We start from the raw sequence: 23,129 nt of genomic DNA on the forward strand, positions 1-23,129 counted from the left end.
AATAAAATTGACCGGGCAGTGGTGAGCAACACCCCAAAGCGGCTTGAATGGCCACCCCTGGTGTTGGACTTTTCCGGTAATACCTGAGCTATTATGCCCCAAATCAAAATTCTGGGGAAATTCCGGCGTCCATGACCCCAGATTTTCCCCGGCGATCGCCTCAATTTTTTCGCCTTAGATCTTTTTATAAGAGATCTATTTAAGCTTGCCAGTTGGCCCAGTCTTGGGGTTTGAGGAACCGTTCATAGAGTTCGGCCTCTGGGGTGCCAGGCTCCGGGCTATAGCTGTATTCCCAACGCACTAGGGGCGGTAAAGACATCAGAATCGATTCGGTACGGCCATTGGTCTGCAAGCCGAAAATAGTTCCCCGGTCATAGACGAGGTTAAATTCTACGTAGCGGCCCCGGCGGTAGAGCTGGAATTGCCGCTCGCGATCGCCATATTCTGTATCGCGTCGCCGCTCAATGATCGGCACATAGGAATCAAGGAACGAACCACCACAGTCTTGCACGAAAGCAAAGAGATCTTCCCAACTGCGCTGGGGTTGTTCCCCTAAATCCTTACTGTAGGCAGCGGCCGCCTTATCAGGATGGGGGCCTTTGTACAGTTCCCCAGTGCCATCTTGATAGTCAAAAAATAACCCGCCAACCCCACGGGTTTCGTCCCGGTGCTTCAGATAAAAGTATTCATCACACCAGCGCTTAAAGACGTTGTAATACTCTTTGTGGTGGCGATCGCAGGCGGCTTGGTAGGTTTTGTGGAAGTGAGCCGCATCCTCCGCAAAGGGATAATAGGGCGTTAAATCTGCCCCACCGCCAAACCACCAGACAGGGCCAGCTTCAAAGTAGCGGTAATTGAGGTGAACCGTTGGGATATAGGGATTGTGGGGGTGCAAAACCATTGATGTGCCTGTGGCATAGAACCCGTGGCCTGCCGCTTCAGGGCGCTGCTTCAAAATCGAAGGCGGCAGTTGATCGCCCCATACCTCAGAGAAGTTGACCCCCCCTTGTTCGAAGACATTCCCCTCACGCATTACCCGAGAACGACCGCCGCCGCCCTCCTGTCGCTGCCAAGAATCTTCCTGAAATTTTCCTTTTCCGTCGGCTGCCTCCAATCCCTGACAAATTTTGTCCTGGATTTGCTGCATAAACTGGCTCACCCGTTCTTTGGAATCACTAGGGGGCACAGGCTTAGATGGGCTGGCATTGGTGGATTCTGTTTGCAAAGCTGTCATGGTTGCGTGGGAAGAAGGTTTATCGATTTATTAAAAGGGTCTACCTGATGGCCCAAAGGCTTATTTTACAAGGCTTCTTTAGGTTGGCATAGGTCAAACTAGTATTCCAGACTAACCTGAATCGGGGCATTTTCAGCCTTGGTGAATGTGATTTTTCATGAAGTTTGTAACGAATAATTAAAAAGCGGCTTCCTTTGGATTCCTCGTCTAATGCCACCTCTAAATGCAAGGCGATCGCCCCCAATCCCGCTTAAGGTTAAGAATAGATTAACTGCACTCCCAGAAGCTTTTCCGTTTTAAAACGCCGATATAAGGAAAATTTTCAAAAAGCTTCGGTGTATACTAAAGCCAAGGTTAAGAAAAAGTAAATTATGACTTAATCCTTTCATTACCTATTGGCGTGTCCAGGAGACTTGAACCATGCATTATGTTGCTAATCCAACCACCCAAACTGCGATCCCTTTTCCTTTCAAAACAGATCGAAATGTCCCTACCCGCCTTGTGGCCCACTGGTTAAAAGATGCAAATGGTAAGCTCTATCGAATCTGGGTCAGCGAAAAAATTTAGTTTGCCTGTCTCCACAAAATCTGCCCAACAAAAAAAACCACAGAGTCACTGATCGATTCTGTGGGATAGTTTTTCAGACTAGAGCTGTAAACAAGCGAAATTGAGAAGACCTCGGTCTACTTCGACTTTGGCGTTGCCCCAAACTGTTCAATTAAAATGTTCTTCACGGTTGCTTTGAGAGTATCTCCACAGGGCACTTTCTGGGCTACTAGCGCCCCGAGGCTGGCATGCTTGCCGACTGTCCCCCCAGTGAGCACATTGACCGCTTCGACAATCGCATCATCAACCTTTGCCTTAGACCCGATAAAGCCGATATCGCCCACCTGGGCCTGGCCACAGGAATTTGGGCAGCCAGTCCAATGCATCCGTACCCGTTGGGGAATCTCTAATTCGGCATCCAGTTCACGGGCCAGCGCCAACCCTTGTTCCTTCGTTTCCACAAGGGCAAAGTTGCAGTAACGATTCCCTGTACAAGACACAAAGGAACGTACCAGGGTTGAAGGATTCACCGAGAATTTTTCTAGTAACGGTTCCTGGAGCAGCGCATCAATGTTTTCGCTTTTAACGTAGGGAATAATAAAGTTCTCTTCTACTGTGGCCCGAATTTCGCCATTGCCATAGGTTTCTGCCAAGCGTGCTACCTCAAACATATCCTCTGCGGTCAGGCGTCCGGCGGGGACATGCAAGCCTACATAGTGGTAGCCTGCTTGCTTTTGGGCATAGACACCGATGTGATCCCGCTTATCCATGGTTAAAGCGTGTTCTGGGGCTGCTGGTTCTAAGGATTGACCAATTTCTGCTTCTAATCTCGCCCGGAAAGCATCGACACCCCAGGCTTCGACAAGCCATAACACCCGGGCTTTCGCGCGATTACCCCGTAGACCTTCCTCGGCACTGTGGCGGGTATAGAGCGCTAAGATGCCGCGACTGACCGCGAGGACGGCTTCGTTGGGGGGAACCCAAACATTAATCGCAATCCCTTCGGCTTGGCGTTGGGCGGAAAAATATCCGCCGACAAGCACATTAAAGCCAAATTGCCCATCCTTAAAAGCCGGCACAAAGCCAATGTCATTGATTTCTACGTGGGAAGAATTATCGGGAGCTCCTTCTAGGCAGATATTAAACTTCCGGGGGAGGTCACTAAATTCGAGACTGCCTTCACCGTAGTTGGTGATCATATTTTGAAGTTGGGCCGCGAGTTCGCGGGTATCAAAATATTCTTCGGGATCAATACCCGCGACGGGAGACCCTGTAATATTGCGCACATTATCATGGCCAGATTGTATTGTTGTGAGGCCCACTTGCTTTAATTTCGTCAAAATCTCTGGGGTATCTTCCAGACGAATGCCGCGCAATTGGATGTTCTGGCGGGTGGTGATATCGGCACTCCCGTCTTCGCCATAACGTTGCACAATTTCTGCGAGGGCTCGTACTTGGGCACTGTTGAGGATGCCGTGGGGAGTCCGTAGACGCAACATAAATTTGCCTGGGGTCACCGGTCGATGGAAAAGTCCCAGAAATTTAAGACGAATGATTAAGTCATCTTGATCCATGGCTTCCCAGCCAGCCTGGGCCAGGGTTGCCAACTCATCTTTAATCGCTAAGCCAGGTTTTGCTTGCTTCGCTTGTTCGATTTTTGTGAGTTTGATTTTTTGGATTGTGGCGGCGTCAGTCATGGAGTTAATCCTGATTTCAATACTGATGTTGCTATGGGCATCGACTGGATATCCAGGGTGATTTGACCAAGGTAAACATTCAACCAGGGAGATTTTGTAGTGTTAACTACGGGCCTGTCTGGCTTTTGCGAAATCAGAATATTGATGATGCGATCGCCGCATTAAATCAACGGGAAGGACTTAGGTGCTGACAAGTCCAGTTTGGGGAGAACTGGCACTGGCAATATGTTGAACCGGAATGCGCCCAGCAAGGTACGCGAGGCGGCCAGCCGTGGTGGCTAGCCCCATGGCCCGACCCATTTGCACAGGATCTTTGGCGAGGGCGATCGCCGAATTGACCAGTAGTGCATCGGCGCCTAATTCCATCCCATAGGCAGCTTCACTAGGGGAGCCAATGCCTGCATCAATCACCACGGGAACCTTGCTCTGTTCAATAATAATTTTGATATTGGCTTCATTTTGAATCCCCTGGCCAGACCCAATGGGAGAACCGAGGGGCATCACCGTAGCACAGCCCACTTCCTCTAACCGTTTCGCCAGGAGGGGGTCGGCATTAATATAGGGCAGCACCGCAAAGCCTTCTTTGACCAATTGTTCTGCGGCTTCGAGGGTACCGATGGGATCTGGCAGCAGGTAGCGAGCATCGGGGATCACTTCTAGTTTGACAAAGTTATTATCCTCTTGGCCTAATAAGCGGGCCATTTCCCGACCTAAACGGGCCACCCGAATCGCTTCTTCGGCCGTTTTACACCCTGCGGTATTGGGGAGCATCCAAATTTTTTGCCAGTCGAGGGCTTCGGCGAGTCCTTCGTGGCCTGGGGCTTTGGTTTGGACGCGACGCACTGCCACCGTGACAATTTCGCAACCGCTGGCCTCAACGCTTTGTTGCATTGCGGGAATCGAAGGATATTTCCCCGTCCCTGTCATTAAGCGGGAAGTAAAGCGACGACCGGCAATGACCAGCTGATCCGGGGTTTCTGTGGAGTTTGGCGTTGCAGTTGTGGTTTTAGGGCTGATAAAAAAGCTCGGCATTGAACCGTTTTGACCATTCTGACTGTTGTGACCGTTTTGCATGGTTTGATGGGTTGAGTTGTCTAAAAAGCGTTGGTAAGAAAAATGTTGGAGGAGGGAATCTTCTTGGTTGCGGATCAGGCGATCGCCAATGAGTTTTGCTGTGATCGGAGCCAGTAAAATACCATTGCGGTAATGGCCCGTAGCGTAGGTGAGATTTTCACAGGGAGACGCCCCCAGAATTGGTTTTTCATCGGGGGTTGCAGGACGAAAGCCCCACCAGAGTTCTGTGATTTCCCAATCTTTGAGTTTCGGCAGCAGTTGAATGGCTTTATTGAGGAGGGTTTGGATCCCTTGGGGGGTATTGTTGGGTTGCCACTTCACAGTTTCTGCGGTGGCCCCAATAATCAGGGTGCCATTGGTGCGCGGCACGAGGTACAGGTTATCACCAAAAATCACCCGCCGGAGGGCCTCAGGGTTCGGCATCCTCAGGGACATCATTTCCCCTTTGATCGGGAAAACGGGCAGGGGGATAATCTGACTCGACCAGGAACCTGCGGCTAAAACATAATGGCTCGCTTGGAAGAGCCCTTGATCGGTCTGCACTGCCTGCACTTGCCCTTGGATTTGTTGAAGACCCAAAACAGTGACGCCTTCTTTAATCACCACCCCCAAACCCCGTGCCGCTTGGAGTAGGGCTTGGCTGAGACGGCGGTTGTCTACTTGACCGTCTTCGGGGTGCCACCAGGCTCCCACCACTCCATCGCCAAAACCCGGTTCATGGTGGGCCAGTTGGGCGCGGTCGAGCCAAACGGAAGCACTATCGGTCGTAGTTTGGCTCGGGGCAACGGATTTGGGCGCAAAAATACCGCAGGGCAAGTAACCCACATCGACGCCACTGAGTTGCTCAATTTTGCGGCACCAGTCGGCATACATATTGCGCGATCGCCGCCCCAGTTCGAGCATCGTTCCCGTTAAGCCTTCGGCCTCCGGGGCGAGCATTCCGGCAGCGGCATGGCAGGCAGCCTCGGTGAAGTTGCGATTTAGAATGGTCACTGCACAACCCTGTTGCTGCAATTCGACGGCGATCGCCAAGCCAATGATCCCGCCTCCCAAAATTAAAACGTCCGCTTGCTGTGCCATTTTTTCCATCACCTTAAATTCCTTCCGGTGCCTTCCTTTAAGCTACAACGGTCAAGATTTTTACGGCAACCTTGACTTGTAAATAAAAAATCCCCACTCCAAGTAGCAGGGATATCACGTTGGGGTACTGACGTTAACCAGCCATCACAGGGGCTTTAAACCGTTGCCAATTCCTTTTGGCCACGTCCCGTTAATTTTTCGACCTCTGCCAGTTCTTTCATGACCTGGTCGAAAGCGTCTGGGGTGAGAGATTGAGGGCCATCGGAAAGGGCCTTCTTCGGATTAGGGTGGACTTCAATCATTAGCGAATCCGTGCCAATGGCGATCGCCCCCTTAGCCAGCGAGAGGACAAATTCCGACTTACCCGTACCGTGGCTCGGATCGATCATCATCGGTAAGTGGGTCAAACTGCGCAGCACCGGGATCACCGATAGATCCAAAACGTTGCGCGTGTACTTACTGTCGAAGGTCCGAATGCCCCGTTCACAGAGGATCACCTGGGAGTTACCTTCAGCCAGAATATATTCTGCAGCCATTAACCAATCGTCAATGGTGGCAGCCATCCCACGCTTCAATAACACAGGCTTGTTTTGGGCCCCCACTTTCTTCAGAAGCGCAAAGTTTTGCATATTGCGCGCCCCGATCTGGAGCACATCGGCAACTTCAGCAATTTTTTCGACATCCGCCGTGTCCATCACTTCCGTGATAATCCCTAGACCGGAGGCTTCCCGCGCTGCTGCCAACAATTCCAAAGCGCTTTCGCCGTGGCCCTGGAATGCGTAGGGAGAAGTTCTCGGCTTGTACGCCCCACCCCGGAGGAATTTTGCCCCTGCCGCTTTAACCCGGAGGGCAGTTTCAACGATCATTTCTTCGTTTTCGACGGAGCAAGGGCCAGCGACGACAACCACAGGATGATTGGGGCCGAAGGTGACATCCCCGTTCGGAGTGGGGACAACGACCTCGCTGTATTGACCATGACGGTACTCAAGACTGACCCGCTTAAAGGGCTTTTCGACTCGGAGTACGCTTTCGATCCAGGGGCTCATTTCCTGGATCAGTTCAATATTAAAAGTGGCAGTATCTCCCACTAGGCCGATGACCACTTTGTGGGCCCCAACAATTTTTTCGGGAGTCAGGCCTAATTCTTTAAGCTCACTCCCCAAACGGTTGATTTCGGCTTCAGGAGTGCCAACTTTCATGACTACGATCATGGTATTTCCTCGAAAATTACGACAGGTAAAAGAAATTTTATTTATGAAATAACGATGTAATAGGGCGCTTTTTATGGATAACGTTCTTAAAAACTAAGTTGTCGGCGATCGCCACCCTCCCAGTCTTATCTTGACACATTCACCTGAGAAAATTTTGATAACCGACAAGGCTGCATACGTGACATTTAAGCTCGGAAACCCTGAAAAACCAAGGGTCAAAACTTTAAGATTTGCTGCGGGCTTCCCGGCGACTAGCACGCCAGGCCTGAACCATCCGACCAAGGTTAAGACTAAATTCTTCCCAACCGAAAAGACTCCCTGGACGATTTTCATCCCAGGAAGTGGAGAGAATGCCGTAGCTCAGCCCCACAACCCCCAAACCGAAACAGCCTAGGCTCACCAGCAGCACGGCAATGGTGGGCAACTCCAGAAGTTCGCGGGAAACAATATAGTAAGACACCACGAAGGAAGTGACCCCCAAGGCCGTGGGAATCCCAGAAAATAAGGCCATCCGACGAATCATCCGTTTGCTCACCGCATCGGGGATCGCCGATAAACTGGCCTCATCCTTTGGCGATCGCCTCGGTGAATTGGATCCTGAACTAGACTGGGTTGTTGCCGTTGCCGGGGGCTTTTTGGGAGCCTTTTGCTTCGTTTGCTTGGGCTCGAAGGGGAGTCGATCTCGCTTCGGTTCAGAGGACATGGGTTCGGTAAAAACTTAACGACGAATTCCGAGGCGACCAATCAAGGTTTGATAACGTTCTTGGTCGTTAGATTTAATAAATTGTAAAAGGCGCTTCCGTTTCCCAATCATTTTTAACAAACCACGCCGGGAGGAATGGTCTTTTTTGTTGACCTTGAGGTGTTCGGTCAGTTGGTTAATGCGCTCCGTGAGGAAGGCCACTTGGAGATCCGCAGACCCAGTATCAGTTTCGTGTACCTGATACTCGCCCATGAGTTCCTGTTTACGCTCTTGCGTTAAAGCCATAATCTGTTTTTGTAGAAAATAAAATACAAATATTGCAGTCTACTATGCTAACACTGTTTGCCCCGAAAGCCTATGGACAAGCGGAATCTTTTTGACTGCGGCAACACGGACGTTATTGTGACGAACAATGACTGGGAATTGACCCACTACCAACCGCTAATGGCGTAAAGGAGACTGGTTTCTGGAGTAGCAGTCGCCGTTGCCGGGGAGGTTTGGATGCGTTCTTCCATACAAAAAGTTGTTGTATTAAAGCCCCCAAAACGTTTCACGGTGCTGGTACGCAGGCGTAGATCCGGGTTGGCGAACCAAAACCGTTCGTAGATCGTCATGGTTTCGTATTCGGTGGTCAAAACGAGGCCCTCTTCATGATCGAGGTGATATTCACCAGCGACGGGGACAATTTCCGCATAACCGCGTTCCCGTAGTAATTTTCCTTGGCGAGGATTATCGGCATCGGGGATTAGGGCAAAAACAGTGCTGCCTTCGTGGTTTTCATCATCTTTGTCCCACTGCATCGTTCCGGCCCAGGTGACATAGGAACCACCGACACTGAGGCTGGCATCCATATCGTGCATCTGGCAAATTTCAATGATCCGGGGGTCGTCTTTTTCGAGGGTTTCGACTTGGATATTAGAGCCACCAGATTCAGCCCGTCGGAAGGGGAGATGGTGGGTAACGCGTCGAGACTGCCATTGTCCGGCACTGAATTGGAAAAATTCCTTGGCATCTGCAAAGCTTTGCATATCGAAAAATTGTCCTCTGGGTCTTGGCTGATTACAAAAATATCGTTTTATCGGTATCTGTTAAAAACATCTTTCAGCTTAACGAATTTCGGGCTGCTCCTTAGGAAATGGGCGATCGCCTCATTGTTTCAGTTTGTTTCAATTTTGACAGAACAATTGACAGGGGTTAGATTAAATGCAGTAGAGACATTCGCAATATTCGCCAGAATTATTGGCAAGGAGCTGCCCATGTCCCCGGAAACAAACTTGACCCTCGAACAAAGGCTACAGGTACAAATCTTTGAAACCCGTACCCAAGACCTGAGCCTAGAACAAGCCCAAGAATTTTTGTTGGAAATGTTTCGGCAAATGCTCGTGAAAGACAATCTATTTGACAAATTGACGGAAGGCTAGAGGCAAGTCTATTCGTCTCAAAATAGTCCTGAAAAAATTATCAAAAATTGTCGGCGATCGCCCTTCTCCTATTCCTCTCAGGTGGCGATCGCTTTTTATTGGGGCAAATTCGCGTTAATGCCTAAGCCTTCAGGAGCCAAAGGGCCGTGTGGGTCACATCGGAATCGTCCGGTTGTACTAAAAGGAAATGTAAACCTTGGGCCTGCTGGAGTCGTTGTTGGTAGCGTTGGCCGGCGCTGGCGATCGCCTCGTCGTAGAAAGTCATGATCACCCACCGTTGGGTATCGGCCCCGGTTAACACAAGTCCGCCCGCGAGGTTGGCCTCCGTTTCTTGGTAAAAAACCGTTTGGGGTTGCTGTTCCTGGAGCCACAGGGCTAACTGCATCGACTGCCGGCCGCCATAAATAATCGTCCCCGGAATCAGCACGTTAGAGGCCAACCCCAATTTCACGGGCTGTAACTCTTCCGGTAGTGACACAATCGGGATCGGGCGATCGCCAAACAGATCCCAAAAGTCCCCAGCAGGGATACTGCCAAAACGCCAATTTTCGCCCCAAAGTTCATCGGGCAAAGGTTGGGGGGGAGCCGGTAAATTTTGCGCCATAATCAATTCGCCTCAGGGATTTTCTTAAATACAAACTAATACAGACTTTGAATCCAATCCCATTCTCGCCGCAAGCCCTCGCTGAGTTGCACCTGGGGGTCATACCCTAAAATCGTTTTCGCCTTGGTCACATCGGCGCTGGTATGTCTAGCATCCCCCCGGGCGCGATCACCATAGTTCCGGGGAATCGGCTGACCAACGATCTGGTCAATTTCATCGAGCACATCATTTAAAATTACCCGACTGCCCCCACCAATATTAAAAATTTCGCCAATCGCCTTTGGTTCCTGGGCTGCTAGCAAATTCGCCTGGACTGCATCGCTGATATAGGTAAAGTCACGGGTCTGTTTGCCATCGCCATAGATACCGATGGTTTCCCCTAGGATTGCCGCCCGGAAAAACTTATGGAACGCCATATCGGGCCGTTGCCTGGGGCCATACACCGTGAAATAACGCAGGGATGTAACCGGAACATCATAATTTTTCAGATAGAGCCAGCAAAGCCGTTCCGCCGCCAATTTTGTGATGCCATAGGGAGAGACGGGCTGGGGACAAATGGTTTCTGGGGTGGGCATGGTTTCCGCATCGCCATAAACTGAGGAAGTTCCTGCATAGACAAAGCGCTCCAGGGTGCCGACTTTTTTCGCCGCCTCCAGCATCACCTGGGTGGAATTAATATTTCGTTCGGTGTAATCTCGAAAGCCGATGCCCCAACTGGCTCGTACCCCCGCTTGGGCCGCCTGATGGTAAACCACACTCACGCCTTGAAGAAGGTCTTCCCAATCGAGATGCTGAATATCTGCTTCGATCAGTTGGAAGTTTTGGTACTGAGCGAGGGCCGCTAAATTTTTGCGCTTGAGGGTGGTGTCGTAATAGTTATTCACTTGGTCAATGCCTACCACCGTGATCCCTTGCTGGAGTAGGGTTTCCGCGAGGCTAGAGCCAATAAATCCCGCAGTGCCTGTGACAATAACCTTCGACATGATGATGTTCGGGGGAGAAAAATTTGATGTTTCCAAAATAGAGGATGGAGCAAGGCGATCGCAAAACTTTTCTCTGGAGTCCCCTGCTATATTGTCCCAAAACATTTGTTGAGGGACAATATGCCAGAACTACCAGAGGTGGAAACCGTTCGTCGCGGTCTAATGCAGATTAGTTTGAATCAGCGCTTCACAGGGGCCGAAATTCTCTTGGGAAAAACCCTGGCCTATCCCCCAGATCACGACCATTTCCTAGGCGCGATTCAAGGTTTAATAATTAAAAACTGGCAACGGCGCGGCAAGTATTTACTCGGAAAACTGTCTGATACTTCTACCCTGGGAGTCCATCTGCGGATGACGGGAAAATTTCTCTGGACTACCCCAAATATTCCTGTGCAAAAGCACACCCGCCTGCGGTTTTTCCTAGAAGGCGATCGCGAATTGAGATTTGTCGATCTGCGCACCTTTGGACAAATTTGGTGGGTACCGACGGGAACACCTGTGGAATCCGTGATTACAGGGCTGACACGCTTGGGTGTGGAACCGCTTTCCCCAGATTTTACGGCTGATCTGCTGGCCAATTTCTGCAACAAACGTCAGCGGCCAATGAAAACATTTTTACTCGACCAAAGCATCGTGACGGGCTTAGGCAATATTTATGCTGACGAAGCACTGTTTAAATCAGGCATTCATCCCACCCGCAAGGCCAGTAGCTTAAAGATGTCAGAAATCGAGAGGCTACATAAAGCAATTGTTGAAGTCCTAGAAACCTCTATTTCCCAGGGGGGAACGACCTTTAGCGATTTTGTGAGCACCACGGGCACCAACGGCAACTATGGCGGCATGGCCCTCACCTATGGACGCACGGGGGAACCTTGTCGGGTCTGTAGTCATCCCATCGAACGGATCAAGCTTGGTGGACGATCGACCCATTTTTGTCCCCAATGTCAGAGCTAATGTTTTTGTTGGGTTAAGCTTTGGCTTGGATGATGTAGCCGCACTGGTGTTCCCCTTCGTTGATCCACTGGGTACGGGTCACAGTACAGTCAGGCAAAATTTCCTCGAACATCTCTAATTCGTTACCACACACCACCGGGAAGGACTCCGCCACATCGGCGATCGCACAATGGTGTTCCGTCAATAAAAAACCATGATGGCCATGGTCCGTCGCAGGAATGACCTCCGCCATGTAGCCTTCTTCTTTGCGCAAATTGACCAAACGGGCTAAACGCTCTGGCAAAGAACCATCCCCAAGGCGATCGCGGTAACTGTGGGCCTTCTTTTGCCACTGTTTGCGGAGCACTTCTTTGACCTGTTCTTCCCCCGCAGTCTCTGCCAAGGTATCCAAAAAAGACACCGCAAAATCGTTATAGCGGTTCGGAAAGCGATCGCGCCCTGCTCGACTTAGACCATAAAAATAATTAGGACGGCCCAAACCCTCCTGCTTCGCCCGGTGTTCAATGAGACCTTCTTCCTCTAAATCTTTTAGGTGACGCCGCACCGCCTGGGGGCTAATTTGTAAAGATTTCGCCAACTGCACAGCCTTAACTTGACCATGTTTCAATAAATATTCCAAAATGTCATGCTTCGTTGAACGGGTTTCGGTGCGGGTGTCAGAAAGGGTCATGGATAAGCCGTCAGACAAGATCTACCACAAATATTTGACAACTTTTTTGTTGTTAAAGTACCTTGAATAGAAACTAAAACAACCAAACAGTTGTTAAACTAATCATATCGCGTTTTCTCAATCCGACAACGCCAAACCCAGAAAGCATTACCCATTCTGTAGAGAGACTGACCCCAGCATGAGTGCGACCGTCAAAACCCTTGTCAATCAGCCCTATAAATATGGTTTCGTCACAGATATCGAGACGGAAAAAATTCCCCGTGGCCTCAGCGAAGATGTCGTTCGCTTAATTTCCGCGAAGAAAAACGAACCGGACTTTATGCTGGAGTTTCGTCTCAAGGCTTACCACCAATGGCTCAAAATGTCCGAACCGGCATGGGCTCACGTTAAATATCCCCCCATCGACTACCAAGACATCGTTTACTACGCAGCCCCCAAAAAAGAAACCAAAAAGATCGAGAGCCTAGACGAAATTGACCCGGCCCTCCTAGAAACGTTTGAAAAATTGGGCATTCCCCTTTCCGAACAAAAGCGTCTATCCAATGTCGCTGTAGATGCCGTTTTTGATAGCGTTTCCATCGCCACCACCTTCAAAAAAGACCTCGCCAAGCACGGCGTCATTTTCTGCTCCATTTCCGAAGCACTACAGGAATACCCAGACCTGGTCAAAAAATATCTCGGCACCGTTGTGCCCACTTCTGACAACTACTTTGCGGCCCTAAACTCCGCCGTATTTAGTGATGGTTCCTTTGTCTTCATTCCCAAAGGCGTAAAATGCCCGATGGAGTTGTCCACCTATTTTCGGATCAATGACGGGGAAACCGGTCAATTTGAGCGGACCCTGATCATCGCCGAAGAAGGTGCCTCTGTGAGCTACCTAGAAGGTTGTACCGCGCCAATGTTCGATACCAATCAGCTCCATGCTGCTGTAGTTGAGTTGGTTGCCCTCGATAACGCTGACATCAAATATTCCACCGTCCAAAACTGGTTTGCGGGTGACGAAAACGGCAAAGGTGGTATCTATAACTTCGTCACGAAGCGGGGCCTCTGTAAGGGCGTTAACTCAAAAATTTCCTGGACCCAAGTAGAAACTGGTTCAGCAATCACCTGGAAATACCCCAGTTGTGTGCTCCTTGGGGACAATTCTGTGGGTGAATTTTATTCCATTGCTCTGACGAATAATCACCAACAGGCCGACACAGGCACCAAAATGATCCACATCGGTAAAAACAGCCGTAGTACGATCATCTCCAAGGGAATTTCTGCGGGCAAATCGAAAAACAGCTACCGAGGCTTGGTGAAAATGCACCCTAAAGCTGACGGGGCGCGCAACTACTCCCAGTGTGATTCGATGCTCATTGGCGATACGGCGGAGGCCAATACCTTCCCCTATATCCAAGTGGATAACCAAAATGCCAAGGTGGAACATGAAGCCTCCACCGCAAAAATTGGGGAAGAGCAGCTCTTTTATTTTGCCCAACGGGGCATCGCCGAAGAGGATGCCATTTCGATGCTCGTTAGTGGCTTCTGTAAGGATGTCCTCAGTGAGTTGCCGATGGAATTTGCCGCCGAAGCGGACAAACTTCTCAGTCTCAAACTTGAAGGCACCGTTGGCTAGTGTCAGACATCAAGCATTAACAGAAAGTAAGTATTCGTTTTTTTAGTTCAAAAATAAGCAATCGAAGGCAATGAGCGACGTTATTTTAGCGATTAAAGATTTGACTGCGACCGTCGATGGTCAGCCGATCCTAAAGGGAGTCAACCTAGAAATCAAAGCGGGAGAAATCCACGCGATTATGGGCCGGAACGGTTCAGGGAAAAGTACCCTATCAAAAATTATTGCGGGGCACCCTGAGTATGAAGTCACTGGCGGTGAAATTATCTACAAAGGCGAAAATCTTCTGGAAAAAGAAGCAGAAGAACGGGCTTTAGATGGTATTTTCCTTGCATTTCAGTATCCGCTCGAAATTCCTGGGGTGAGCAACCTTGATTTCCTGCGGGTTGCCTACAATGCCAAGCTCAAGCATCAGGGCAAAGAAGAGATTGATGCCTTTGATTTTGAGGATTTGATCGAAGAAAAACTCGAAGTGGTCAAAATGAATCCCAGTTTCCTCGAAAGAAGCTTAAACGAAGGCTTTTCTGGGGGAGAGAAAAAACGCAATGAAATCTTGCAGATGGCTTTGTTGGAGCCGAGTCTCGGTATTCTAGATGAGATTGATTCTGGCCTCGATATTGATGCGCTACGGATTGTGGCGGAAGGGGTTAATCACTTGGCAAACCCGGATAATGCGTTTCTTTTAATCACCCACTACCAACGGTTACTGGATTACATCACGCCCCAGTTTGTCCATGTGATGTACGATGGCCGAATTGTGAAAAGTGGTGGTAAAGAACTCGCCCTGGAACTAGAAGCAACGGGCTATGATTTCCTCGATCAAGAAATGGCTGCGGGGGTTGTGTAACGATGTCTAGCGGTACTATGACAGCGGCGATCGCCTTTTCCCAGAGCCAACCGACAGAAGTCGATCCCAATCTTGAAAAGTTTCTCGAATTACGCGACCAAAACAAAGCAGCAGAATTTCAAGCCGTCCGTGACAAAGGCGTTGAACGAGTTCGCCAAGAAAAATTCCCAACTCGACGGGATGAAGCCTGGCGCGTAACGGATTTATCGGTGCTCAAACATACGACTTTCCAAGCAGCCCAACCGACGACCCTGACGGCGGCAGATTTAGATGTTTTTGCCCTGCCGGAAACAGCCAACAGTCGTTTGGTATTTGTGAATGGCCACTACGCGCCTGATCAGTCCCGTGTTTCGGGATTACCTGATGGCGTTTTTGTCGGTAATCTCACGGCATTAACGGTAGACAAAAAAGCGGCGATCGCCCAATATCTCGGCCAGCAGACCGAGCAACTGGATGTGTTTGCCGCCTTGAATGATGCGGGTCTTGATGATCTTGCCATTGTTTGGGTGCCGAAAAACACCAGCGTTGAGCAGTCAATCCAATTGCTATTTGTGGGCAACGGTGGCGATCAACCGACGGCAATGCAGTCCCGCTGTTTAGTCATTGCGGAAACAGGTGCCCAGGCCAATGTGGTGGAATATTACGGGGCGATCGCCCAGGGTTGCACCGACCAAGATACCCACCGCTATTTCAACAATGCCCTGACGGAAGTCTGGGTGCAGGCCAATGCCCGGGTGAACCATGTGCGGGTACAACGGGAAGCTGGGGGCGCGATTCACCTCGGTAATACGGCGATCGCCCAAGCCCAGGACAGCCATTACCAACTCACGGAAGTCAATTTCGGTGCCCAACTGAGTCGCCATACCCTCACCCTGACCCAAAATGGCCCCCAAACGGAAACTGTGCTGAAAGGGTTAACCATGGTTGGTGCAGAACAACTCAGCGACACCCATACCGCCGTTTATCTCCAGCATCCTTACGGCACCGTCGATCAACTCCATAAATGCATCATTGACGATGCGGCTCGGTCTGTTTTCAATGGCCAAATCCACGTGCCCCAGAAAGCGCAAATGACCAATGCAGCCCAATTGAATCGTAATTTGCTGCTGTCTCCCAAGGCCAAAGTCGATACCAAACCAGAGCTACAAATCACTGCTGACAACGTGAAATGTGCCCACGGCGCCACCGTCAGTCAATTGGAAGCCGAGGAAATTTTCTACCTCCGCAGCCGGGGTCTTAACGATTACGACGCGCGCCATTTGCTGATTGATGCCTTTGCCGCTGAAATTCTCGATACCGTGGCGATCGCCCATTTGCAACACGCCCTTACAGGTTGTGTCGCCTGTCGTACCGTTGACTAACCGATAACCATTGATAGTCCCAATCGTTCCAGCCCACCCATCCGACTCAGTGAATCCCCTATGATCACAACCCAACCTAAACCCCTTGCCGAACAGGTTCGTGACGACTTTCCCATTCTGCACCAGACTGTGCACGGGAAACCGCTGATCTACTTCGATAATGCTGCCACCTCCCAGAAGCCCAAGGCCGTCCTCGATGCATTGCTGCACTATTATCAGCAAGATAATGCCAATGTCCACCGGGGGATTCATAGCCTTAGTGCACGGGCAACGGATGGCTACGAAGGGGCGCGGGATAAAGTCGCCCGGTTTATCAATGCGGCCAGTCGTGATGAAATCGTCTACACCCGCAATGCCAGTGAAGCAATTAATCTCGTCGCTTACAGTTGGGGGTTGAGCAACCTGGGGCCGGGGGATGAAATTATCCTGTCGGTGATGGAACACCATAGCAATATTGTGCCTTGGCAAATGATCGCGGCGAAGACTGGGGCTGTCCTGAGATATGTGCCGCTAACCCAGGATGAGACCTTTGATTTTGAGCAATACCAAGCACTACTGAGCAATAAAACGAAGCTAGTGACGGTGGTTCATGTCTCCAATACCCTGGGCAATGTCAATCCGGTGACCGAAATCATTCAAGCAGCCCGTAAATACGGCGCGAAAATCCTTATTGATGCCTGCCAGAGTTTGCCCCATATGCCCGTTGATGTGCAGCAAATGGACTGTGACTGGCTCGTCGGCTCTGGTCACAAAATGTGTGCACCCACGGGAATTGGTTTTCTCTATGGAAAACGGGCAATTCTCGAAGCGATGCCCCCTTTCTTGGGCGGTGGAGAAATGATCGCCGAAGTCTTTTTTGACCATTCCACTTATGGTGAACTGCCCCATAAATTTGAAGCGGGAACCCCAGCCATCGGTGAGGCGATCGCCCTTGGGGCGGCGGTAGATTATCTATCTCAAATTGGGATGGATCACATCCACGCCTACGAAGCCGAACTCACTGCCTATCTCTTTGAGCGACTCCGGGAAATCCCCAACCTAAAAATCTATGGCAAACAACCCAACGCTAAAGGAGAAGGTCGTGCAGCCCTCGCCGCCTTTAATGTTACCGGTGTCCACGCCAATGATCTCGCTACTCTGCTTGATCACGAAGGGGTCGCAATTCGTTCTGGTCACCATTGCACCCAACCGCTTCATCGCCTGTTTGAGGCTTCTGGCAGTGCCCGCGCTAGCCTCTATTTTTACAACACCACAGCTGAAATCGATCAATTCATTGTTGCCCTTAAGGACACCATTGATTTCTTCACCAGCATGGGCAGTTAATGGCGGACATCCCCAAGCATCCGCTAATTGTCTCTAATTTGTAGCGATCATCAGGCAATACTCCGAAAACTCACATTGTCTCCTTCTTCAGACTGTTTAAAGAGGAGGAGCGGTGTGGGTTTTGCTTTTTGATCCCATTCGATGGTGACGACACGCCCTTGTACTGTGGGTTGCCAATAATCAGGGGCTTCACCGGGATTGAGAAATTTTTCGAGACAATCAATAATTTGCTCAACGGTAATGCTGCTGGCTTGGGCGGGAAGTTTCGTAAGGCTAATATTGACGCGAAATAAGACCCCTTCCTGGCGTTGGCCTTCTCGATTAATTGTGTCGTAATAAACGTCAAAAATTTCGTCCACGGGGCGACCACTGGTGGCAATACCGACAGTGGCAACATCGGCGGTGCTGGGGCGTAGGGCCACGCTGATAATGAGACGCACCTTAATTTTGAGCTGGTTCACAATCACGTAATGGAACTGATCTTCTTCCATCCGCATCCGGAGGTAATCGAGGTTAAATTCCCGGGAGTGTACCAAGTCCGGGTTACTTTCCATTTTCTTGATTGTGTTCAGAGCCAGCTTGAGTTTTTTCCTGAGATCGTTGATTTTGTAACGATTGAGTTTGGCTTCTTTTTTGTGTTTTTGATTGATATTCCGAATGTAGAACAGAAGCCCTAGGGTGCTGCAGAAAAAAGCTGAAGCAAGCACAATCCATAGGCCAATGCCACCAAAGGTCGGGCGATCTGAGGTTGCAATCGGTGTGGGTTGTTGCGCGATGATCGGCTGTGCGGAAAGGAAGGTCGGCGGCATATGCAGGGATGAACGGAAAATTTGAGGGTGAAGGCGTGGCAAAAAGTTACTAACAGATTAACAAGGGTCGGTAGGGTCTGTTGCCAGAAGTATAGAAAAAATTTAGAACTATGGAGAGTTCACGGGTCACAATTGGCGGGAAGGCGATCGCCGAAGATTTCCCCAACATTTGCAAAAAAGCATTGTGGATGATGAGGTGTCTCTGGGAAAATAAAGGGGTGGCAATTTTTGGGAATTGTCCAGACCCAGCAAAAATTTAATGCAGTAGGTTGCAAACCCACGATGAACAAAGCCCTTGGTTGTTTGGAGCAGTCAGTTGATACTCGTTGGACGGTGGTGGATAGCGAGGCGTTATACCAAGTGGCAGGGTGGGGGGAACCTTATTTTTCGATTAACAACCAGGGCCATGTGCAGGTTTCTCCCCTGGGAGACGCCGGGACGAGCCTCGATCTATTTGAATTAGTAGAGTCCCTGAAGCAACGGAATATTGGTTTACCTTTCTTAATTCGTTTTCCAGATATTCTCCGCGATCGCATTGAACGGCTCCAGGAATGTTTTGCAACGGCGATCGCCCGGTATAACTATCCGAACCATTATCGGGGTGTGTATCCGGTCAAATGTAATCAGCAGCGCCACTTGGTCGAAGATCTCGTGGATTTGGGGCGGACCCATCACCTGGGCTTAGAAGCTGGCTCCAAACCAGAACTCATGATTGCGATCGCCCTCTTGGAACCAGAAGCCGATCAAGAGCGGTTGCTCATTTGCAACGGTTATAAAGACCAGCATTACATCGAAACGGCCCTCCTAGCTACCCAATTGGGGCACCGTGCCCTGATCGTCATCGAGCAGCCAGAAGAATTAGACTTGGTAATCCAGGCCAGTCAAAGTTTAGGCATCCGGCCAATGTTGGGGATTCGGGCTAAGCTTGCCAGTCGTGGCATTGGTCGTTGGGGCAGTTCTTCGGGCGATCGCGCTAAATTTGGGCTAACCATCCCGCAAATTTTGCGTCTCGTGGAAAAACTCCGGGCCTTGGAGATGCTCGATTGCCTACAGTTATTGCACTACCACATCGGCTCCCAGCTTTCGTCGATCAGTGTTGTCAAGTCTGCCATCCGAGAAGCCTCACAAATCTATGTGGAATTGGTCAAATTGGGGGCCACCATGGGGTTTCTAGATGTGGGCGGCGGCCTCGCAGTGGATTACAGCGGCTCAAAAAATAATTTCCCCTCTTCGAAAAACTACAACATGCAGAACTATGCCAACGATGTGGTGGCAACGGTTCAGGATACCTGTGATGAAACCCAGGTGCCGCCCCCCATCCTCGTGAGTGAAAGTGGTCGGGCGATCGCCTCCCACCAGGCAGTATTGATTTTTGATGTCCTCGGCAGTAGTGAAGTAGACCCGATTTTGCCCCCGAAGCCCGATTACAAAGAGCATTTAGTACTGCGTAATCTGCGGGAAACCTACGACACCATTACCCCAGAAAATTACCAAGAAAATTATCATGATGCCGTGCAATTTAAAGACGAAGCGATCAGTTTGTTTAATTTGGGTTATCTCAGTTTAGGCGATCGCGCCAATGCCGAAGAATTGTACTGGTCCTGTTGCCAAAAGATTTTTTCGATTATCCAAGGACAAGCCAGTATCCCTGAGGACTTTGAAGAACTCTGGCAAAATATGGCCACCCTCTACTACATGAATTTGTCTGTGTTCCAATCGGTGCCGGACAGCTGGGCCATTGATCAACTTTTTCCGATTATGCCGATCCACCGACTCCACGAAGAACCCACCAAAAAAGGCATCCTGGCAGATTTAACCTGTGATAGCGACGGGCGCATCAACCGCTTTATTGATACCAAGGCCGAAAGTAAAAATCTCCTGGAATTGCACCCTCCCAATGGGGAACCCTACTACCTGGGCCTCTTTTTGATGGGAGCCTATCAAGAGATCATGGGCAACCTCCACAACCTGTTTGGTGATACCCATGTGGTGCACGTGCGCCTGACCGATGATGGTTACCACCTCGAACACCTCGTGGAAGGGGACACCATCAAAGAAGTCTTGCAGTATGTACAGTATGACGTGGCCGATCTCCTTGAAACAATGCGTTGCCGCACGGAAAAAGCCCTCAGTGAAAAACGTCTTACCTTACAGCAGTCACAGCTTTTGATTAACCATTATCGTCAAAGCCTAGAAAGCTACACCTATCTCCACTAATTATCCGATCAGCACATGCTTGCAAGGGGCTCGTGTTTACTCCAAGCCCAAATATTGACTTGTTTTTCTATAGGACAAAATCAGCAACAGTCCCCTTTATGCTTGGTCATTGACCGCTTTAATTTGAGAACTTAAGAGGCGGTCCATCCAATGTTCAAAAAATTCACGGTTTGCCTGTCGCTCGGCGAGGGTTTTGGGTTCTAAGCCGTGGGGAGCGAGACCCATTAAGGCCGCACTGGTCACGCAGAACATTGACTTTTGGAAGGTTTGGCAAATTTTGACCCGTAGATCCTGTTCTTTTCGCAGGGTGTGCATATAAAAATCCCAGAGATAATCGGGCAAAAAGTGGCGCATATCTTGCATCAACAAGGTCGGCGGAATCCCCGATCCCCCAATGGGTAAGGGGTCGGCATAAAGAGCGCCGTAGGTAAAAACACCTTGTTCGGCAGGGACTTGGGCAGCCTGGGCATTGTAGGAGATGGTGCCAGCAAAGGGGGTACCCCGGAAGAAAATAGCTTCTACATAGGGGACAGCGGTATCCATGAGGAAGGTTAAACCAGCAGATTCTGGAATCAATTCATACACTTCCCCTTTGATTTCCACTTTGTAGGTGATGGGACGGCTAGCATCGGCCACTAATCCGGCTAGGACGTGGTTGGTGACGTCAGCGGTGGTTTTGATTTCGCCGGCATCGTAGCGATCGCTCAGGTCAAGGAACATATCACTCATGACGCGCCAGAACTGTCCCAAGCCTGTGTAGTAGGCCATTTGGCGGGTTTGCTCCAGGAGAAAATCTGGGAAGAGTTTATTCAGGCCCAACATGAAGAGATTATTTTTCCAGCGGGCGGCGATCGCCTTTTTCGCAGCAGCAATAAATTCTGGGGTGTCGAGGTAGGCATCTAACCCCCCACCACCATGCCAGAACATCGACTTCATGCAATATTCCGCATATTCAAAATTAATCCGGTTGTGCCACCAATGTTTCAGGAGGCGATCGCCCGTTAATTGGCCGTTGAAATACTTAAAAAAGGGAAAGACATTGAGAAATTGCGATTCGGCCACATAGTTCAGATTATTCGAGTAGGCATCTAACACCACCCCGTAACTCTTGAGGATGCCCACCACTTCCATCACATTTTGATCGCTATCTTCAAGCATCGGTAAACCCTGCTCAAGGCGATGAATAAAAGGGGCGAGGGGATGCCGCGAAGGCTCTAAAACAGCAGTGACCATATTTATTCCACAATTCTTAAACGTTTACTTTTACTTTAAAGAAATTTCAACAACCGTTGGGGATGACACGAGGGCGGCGGTGTCGATCTCACTCCAGCGCACCAACCACTGGGGCTGTAACCCAAAGACGAACAGCAATATCACTAACATAACCGCCGGAAACTGCTCCGCCCAATTGACCGGGGCCATATTCGTCAGTTCTGGGGTCAGACGACCAAAAAAGACCTTATTAATCATCAGCAGAAAATACACCGCCGTTAGGCCTGTCCCCACCATACACAGCAGGGTCGCCACTGGATACACCGGAAAGCTGCCCCGGAAAATCAGAAATTCAGCAATAAAACCCGCCATCCCCGGTAAACCGGCACTGGCCATGACCCCCAGGATCATTAAACTACCCGTCAAAGGCAGACCCCGTTCTGGGGTGAGGAGTCCCCGTAGGTAATCGACGTCCCGACTGCCCGTTTTTTTGTAGACAATGCCCACCAACAAAAAGAGCAAACCAGAAATTAAACCATGGCTAACCATTTGAATTTCTGCTGCCGCCAAACTTAAGGGGGTTGCCGCCGCTGCCGCCAGCAAAATAAACGCCATGTGGGCAATGGAGGAGTAAGCCACCACTTTTTTCATGTCTTTTTGGGCGATCGCACAGGAAGCCCCATACAACGCACTGATCGCCGCCCAGATCGCCAACCAAGGCGCAACGACAGCCCAAGCCATGGGAAATAGGCCAATTCCAAACTTCAACAGACCATAGGTCCCAAGCTTAAGGAGCACCCCCGCTAAAATTACCGACACAGGGGTAGACGCTTCAACATGGGCATCCGGGAGCCAAGTATGGAAAGGAAGAAACGGAATTTTGATCCCAAACCCCACCAAAATGCCGCCGAGGAGAATGAGTTGGGTCGTCAGGGGCAGGAGATCACTTTGGAGGGCACTGTAGGCAAAGGTATTAGATTCTGTAAGGAAAGCCAGACCCAGGAAAGAAGCCAGAATCAAAATCCCGGAAACTGCCGTGTAGAGCAAAAACTTAATGGCGGCGTAGCCCCGGTTTTTTCCGCCCCAAATCGCAATGAGAAAATATAGGGGGATAATCTCAATTTCGTAGAACAGAAAAAAGAGCAGCACATCCTGGGCTAGAAACGCGCCATTGACACTCGCCTGTAAGATCAAAAACAGAGCGTAATAAAAGCGGGGACGGTGCAAATCCTTCGGGCTAATCCAGAGGGCCACCAGGGTTAGCAAGGCATTGAGGGCAAGGAGGGGCAACGATAGACCGTCAACGCCGAGATCGTAGTTCAGGCCCAACCACTCGATCCAAGGGTAATGTTCGACAAATTGGAGGCCGGCGATCGCCACATCGTAATGGAGCCCCAGCCAAGCTGTCCAAGCAAAAACGAGGGCAGCCACTCCCAGGGCCATCGTCCGGGAAAACTGACTTTTTTCTCCCTGAGGGAGTATCGCCACCAACAGGGCCCCAACCAAGGGCAGCCAAATTAAGGCACTCAGCATTCTTTCCTCCGAAATTCACAAAAAAGCAGATTGAA

The 23,129-nt window shown here is 50.1% G+C and carries 21 protein-coding genes; 8 read left to right on the forward strand and 13 right to left on the reverse strand.

Annotated elements, in window-relative coordinates; translation table 11 throughout:
* Nucleotides 1-199: 199 nt before the first annotated feature.
* From hemF to AWQ21_RS09350, 7 genes are all read right to left on the reverse strand, one after another.
* On the reverse strand, nt 200-1,234 hold the full coding sequence (hemF, locus tag AWQ21_RS09320; RefSeq protein WP_065714301.1) for an oxygen-dependent coproporphyrinogen oxidase: 1,035 nt from the start codon (nt 1,232-1,234) through the stop codon (nt 200-202).
* Nucleotides 1,235-1,917: 683 nt separating this feature from the next.
* Nucleotides 1,918-3,477, reverse strand: coding sequence for a ferredoxin--nitrite reductase (locus AWQ21_RS09325; protein WP_065714302.1), 1,560 nt, complete (start codon nt 3,475-3,477; stop codon nt 1,918-1,920).
* Nucleotides 3,478-3,657: 180 nt separating this feature from the next.
* Nucleotides 3,658-5,631: a glycine oxidase ThiO gene (gene thiO, locus AWQ21_RS16720; protein WP_065715290.1), complete on the reverse strand. Its 1,974-nt coding sequence runs from the start codon at nt 5,629-5,631 to the stop codon at nt 3,658-3,660.
* 155 nt (nt 5,632-5,786) lie between these two features.
* Complete coding sequence (gene aroF, locus AWQ21_RS09335) at nt 5,787-6,842, reverse strand: 3-deoxy-7-phosphoheptulonate synthase (protein ID WP_065714303.1); 1,056 nt, start codon at nt 6,840-6,842, stop codon at nt 5,787-5,789.
* 223 nt (nt 6,843-7,065) lie between these two features.
* Complete coding sequence (locus AWQ21_RS09340) at nt 7,066-7,545, reverse strand: PAM68 family protein (RefSeq protein WP_065714304.1); 480 nt, start codon at nt 7,543-7,545, stop codon at nt 7,066-7,068.
* Between the two features lie 15 nt (nt 7,546-7,560).
* On the reverse strand, nt 7,561-7,830 hold the full coding sequence (rpsO, locus tag AWQ21_RS09345) for a 30S ribosomal protein S15 (protein ID WP_012307434.1): 270 nt from the start codon (nt 7,828-7,830) through the stop codon (nt 7,561-7,563).
* A 146-nt stretch (nt 7,831-7,976) separates the two neighbouring features.
* Complete coding sequence (locus AWQ21_RS09350; RefSeq protein ID WP_065714305.1) at nt 7,977-8,573, reverse strand: phycobiliprotein lyase; 597 nt, start codon at nt 8,571-8,573, stop codon at nt 7,977-7,979.
* 228 nt (nt 8,574-8,801) lie between these two features.
* On the opposite strand from AWQ21_RS09350, the gene AWQ21_RS09355 reads away from it, so the two are divergent.
* The gene (locus AWQ21_RS09355) at nt 8,802-8,966 is read left to right on the forward strand and encodes an NblA/ycf18 family protein (protein ID WP_065714306.1); all 165 of its coding nucleotides are present in this window, start codon (nt 8,802-8,804) and stop codon (nt 8,964-8,966) included.
* 121 nt (nt 8,967-9,087) lie between these two features.
* Here the strand turns inward: AWQ21_RS09355 and AWQ21_RS09360 are convergent, their stop codons facing one another.
* Together AWQ21_RS09360 and AWQ21_RS09365 are read right to left on the reverse strand one after the other, a co-directional pair.
* Nucleotides 9,088-9,570: a Tab2 family RNA-binding protein gene (locus AWQ21_RS09360; RefSeq protein WP_065714307.1), complete on the reverse strand. Its 483-nt coding sequence runs from the start codon at nt 9,568-9,570 to the stop codon at nt 9,088-9,090.
* A gap of 35 nt (nt 9,571-9,605) precedes the next feature.
* On the reverse strand, nt 9,606-10,553 hold the full coding sequence (locus AWQ21_RS09365) for an NAD-dependent epimerase/dehydratase family protein (protein WP_065714308.1): 948 nt from the start codon (nt 10,551-10,553) through the stop codon (nt 9,606-9,608).
* Between the two features lie 120 nt (nt 10,554-10,673).
* Between AWQ21_RS09365 and AWQ21_RS09370 the strand changes: the two genes are divergently transcribed.
* Nucleotides 10,674-11,507, forward strand: a complete 834-nt coding sequence (locus tag AWQ21_RS09370) for a DNA-formamidopyrimidine glycosylase (protein WP_065714309.1) — start codon at nt 10,674-10,676, stop codon at nt 11,505-11,507.
* 13 nt (nt 11,508-11,520) lie between these two features.
* Here AWQ21_RS09370 and sufR read toward each other — a convergent pair whose 3' ends face one another.
* Entirely contained in the window at nt 11,521-12,177 is a 657-nt protein-coding gene (gene sufR, locus AWQ21_RS09375; protein ID WP_065714310.1) for an iron-sulfur cluster biosynthesis transcriptional regulator SufR, read from the reverse strand.
* Nucleotides 12,178-12,355: 178 nt separating this feature from the next.
* On the opposite strand from sufR, the gene sufB reads away from it, so the two are divergent.
* The 4 genes from sufB (at nt 12,356) to AWQ21_RS09395 (ending at nt 17,323) form a co-directional block, all read left to right on the forward strand.
* Nucleotides 12,356-13,795 (forward strand): Fe-S cluster assembly protein SufB, encoded by a 1,440-nt coding sequence (gene sufB, locus AWQ21_RS09380; protein ID WP_065714311.1) that lies wholly within the window; start codon nt 12,356-12,358, stop codon nt 13,793-13,795.
* Nucleotides 13,796-13,865: 70 nt separating this feature from the next.
* Complete coding sequence (gene sufC / locus AWQ21_RS09385; RefSeq protein ID WP_065714312.1) at nt 13,866-14,639, forward strand: Fe-S cluster assembly ATPase SufC; 774 nt, start codon at nt 13,866-13,868, stop codon at nt 14,637-14,639.
* A 2-nt stretch (nt 14,640-14,641) separates the two neighbouring features.
* Nucleotides 14,642-16,000 (forward strand): Fe-S cluster assembly protein SufD, encoded by a 1,359-nt coding sequence (gene sufD, locus AWQ21_RS09390; RefSeq protein ID WP_065714313.1) that lies wholly within the window; start codon nt 14,642-14,644, stop codon nt 15,998-16,000.
* Between the two features lie 60 nt (nt 16,001-16,060).
* On the forward strand, nt 16,061-17,323 hold the full coding sequence (locus tag AWQ21_RS09395) for a SufS family cysteine desulfurase (protein WP_065714314.1): 1,263 nt from the start codon (nt 16,061-16,063) through the stop codon (nt 17,321-17,323).
* Nucleotides 17,324-17,373: 50 nt separating this feature from the next.
* Here AWQ21_RS09395 and AWQ21_RS09400 read toward each other — a convergent pair whose 3' ends face one another.
* Nucleotides 17,374-18,132 carry a hypothetical protein gene (locus AWQ21_RS09400; RefSeq protein WP_065714315.1) on the reverse strand — a complete coding sequence of 253 codons (759 nt, stop codon included), beginning with the start codon at nt 18,130-18,132 and terminating at the stop codon, nt 17,374-17,376.
* A 110-nt stretch (nt 18,133-18,242) separates the two neighbouring features.
* Between AWQ21_RS09400 and AWQ21_RS16205 the strand changes: the two genes are divergently transcribed.
* Nucleotides 18,243-18,392, forward strand: a complete 150-nt coding sequence (locus AWQ21_RS16205) for a hypothetical protein (RefSeq protein ID WP_157094730.1) — start codon at nt 18,243-18,245, stop codon at nt 18,390-18,392.
* Between the two features lie 22 nt (nt 18,393-18,414).
* Nucleotides 18,415-20,349, forward strand: a complete 1,935-nt coding sequence (speA, locus tag AWQ21_RS09405; RefSeq protein ID WP_065714316.1) for a biosynthetic arginine decarboxylase — start codon at nt 18,415-18,417, stop codon at nt 20,347-20,349.
* Between the two features lie 96 nt (nt 20,350-20,445).
* Here the strand turns inward: speA and AWQ21_RS09410 are convergent, their stop codons facing one another.
* Together AWQ21_RS09410 and AWQ21_RS09415 are read right to left on the reverse strand one after the other, a co-directional pair.
* Complete coding sequence (locus tag AWQ21_RS09410; protein WP_065714317.1) at nt 20,446-21,582, reverse strand: CO2 hydration protein; 1,137 nt, start codon at nt 21,580-21,582, stop codon at nt 20,446-20,448.
* A 30-nt stretch (nt 21,583-21,612) separates the two neighbouring features.
* Complete coding sequence (locus AWQ21_RS09415) at nt 21,613-23,094, reverse strand: NADH-quinone oxidoreductase subunit M (protein ID WP_065714318.1); 1,482 nt, start codon at nt 23,092-23,094, stop codon at nt 21,613-21,615.
* Nucleotides 23,095-23,129: the final 35 nt, after the last annotated feature.

This window comes from Picosynechococcus sp. PCC 7003 (assembly GCF_001693255.1).
Taxonomy (GTDB): domain Bacteria; phylum Cyanobacteriota; class Cyanobacteriia; order Cyanobacteriales; family MRBY01; genus MRBY01.

Bases quoted from the DNA above. Each gene is read 5' to 3' on its own strand.
- hemF (WP_065714301.1), bottom strand. From the start codon at position 1,234: ATGACAGCTTTGCAAACAGAATCCACCAATGCCAGCCCATCTAAGCCT.
- AWQ21_RS09325 (WP_065714302.1), bottom strand. From the start codon at position 3,477: ATGACTGACGCCGCCACAATCCAAAAAATCAAACTCACAAAAATCGAA.
- thiO (WP_065715290.1), bottom strand. From the start codon at position 5,631: ATGGCACAGCAAGCGGACGTTTTAATTTTGGGAGGCGGGATCATTGGC.
- aroF (WP_065714303.1), bottom strand. From the start codon at position 6,842: ATGATCGTAGTCATGAAAGTTGGCACTCCTGAAGCCGAAATCAACCGT.
- AWQ21_RS09340 (WP_065714304.1), bottom strand. From the start codon at position 7,545: ATGTCCTCTGAACCGAAGCGAGATCGACTCCCCTTCGAGCCCAAGCAA.
- rpsO (WP_012307434.1), bottom strand. From the start codon at position 7,830: ATGGCTTTAACGCAAGAGCGTAAACAGGAACTCATGGGCGAGTATCAG.
- AWQ21_RS09350 (WP_065714305.1), bottom strand. From the start codon at position 8,573: ATGCAAAGCTTTGCAGATGCCAAGGAATTTTTCCAATTCAGTGCCGGA.
- AWQ21_RS09355 (WP_065714306.1), top strand. From the start codon at position 8,802: ATGTCCCCGGAAACAAACTTGACCCTCGAACAAAGGCTACAGGTACAA.
- AWQ21_RS09360 (WP_065714307.1), bottom strand. From the start codon at position 9,570: ATGGCGCAAAATTTACCGGCTCCCCCCCAACCTTTGCCCGATGAACTT.
- AWQ21_RS09365 (WP_065714308.1), bottom strand. From the start codon at position 10,553: ATGTCGAAGGTTATTGTCACAGGCACTGCGGGATTTATTGGCTCTAGC.
- AWQ21_RS09370 (WP_065714309.1), top strand. From the start codon at position 10,674: ATGCCAGAACTACCAGAGGTGGAAACCGTTCGTCGCGGTCTAATGCAG.
- sufR (WP_065714310.1), bottom strand. From the start codon at position 12,177: ATGACCCTTTCTGACACCCGCACCGAAACCCGTTCAACGAAGCATGAC.
- sufB (WP_065714311.1), top strand. From the start codon at position 12,356: ATGAGTGCGACCGTCAAAACCCTTGTCAATCAGCCCTATAAATATGGT.
- sufC (WP_065714312.1), top strand. From the start codon at position 13,866: ATGAGCGACGTTATTTTAGCGATTAAAGATTTGACTGCGACCGTCGAT.
- sufD (WP_065714313.1), top strand. From the start codon at position 14,642: ATGTCTAGCGGTACTATGACAGCGGCGATCGCCTTTTCCCAGAGCCAA.
- AWQ21_RS09395 (WP_065714314.1), top strand. From the start codon at position 16,061: ATGATCACAACCCAACCTAAACCCCTTGCCGAACAGGTTCGTGACGAC.
- AWQ21_RS09400 (WP_065714315.1), bottom strand. From the start codon at position 18,132: ATGCCGCCGACCTTCCTTTCCGCACAGCCGATCATCGCGCAACAACCC.
- AWQ21_RS16205 (WP_157094730.1), top strand. From the start codon at position 18,243: ATGGAGAGTTCACGGGTCACAATTGGCGGGAAGGCGATCGCCGAAGAT.
- speA (WP_065714316.1), top strand. From the start codon at position 18,415: ATGAACAAAGCCCTTGGTTGTTTGGAGCAGTCAGTTGATACTCGTTGG.
- AWQ21_RS09410 (WP_065714317.1), bottom strand. From the start codon at position 21,582: ATGGTCACTGCTGTTTTAGAGCCTTCGCGGCATCCCCTCGCCCCTTTT.
- AWQ21_RS09415 (WP_065714318.1), bottom strand. From the start codon at position 23,094: ATGCTGAGTGCCTTAATTTGGCTGCCCTTGGTTGGGGCCCTGTTGGTG.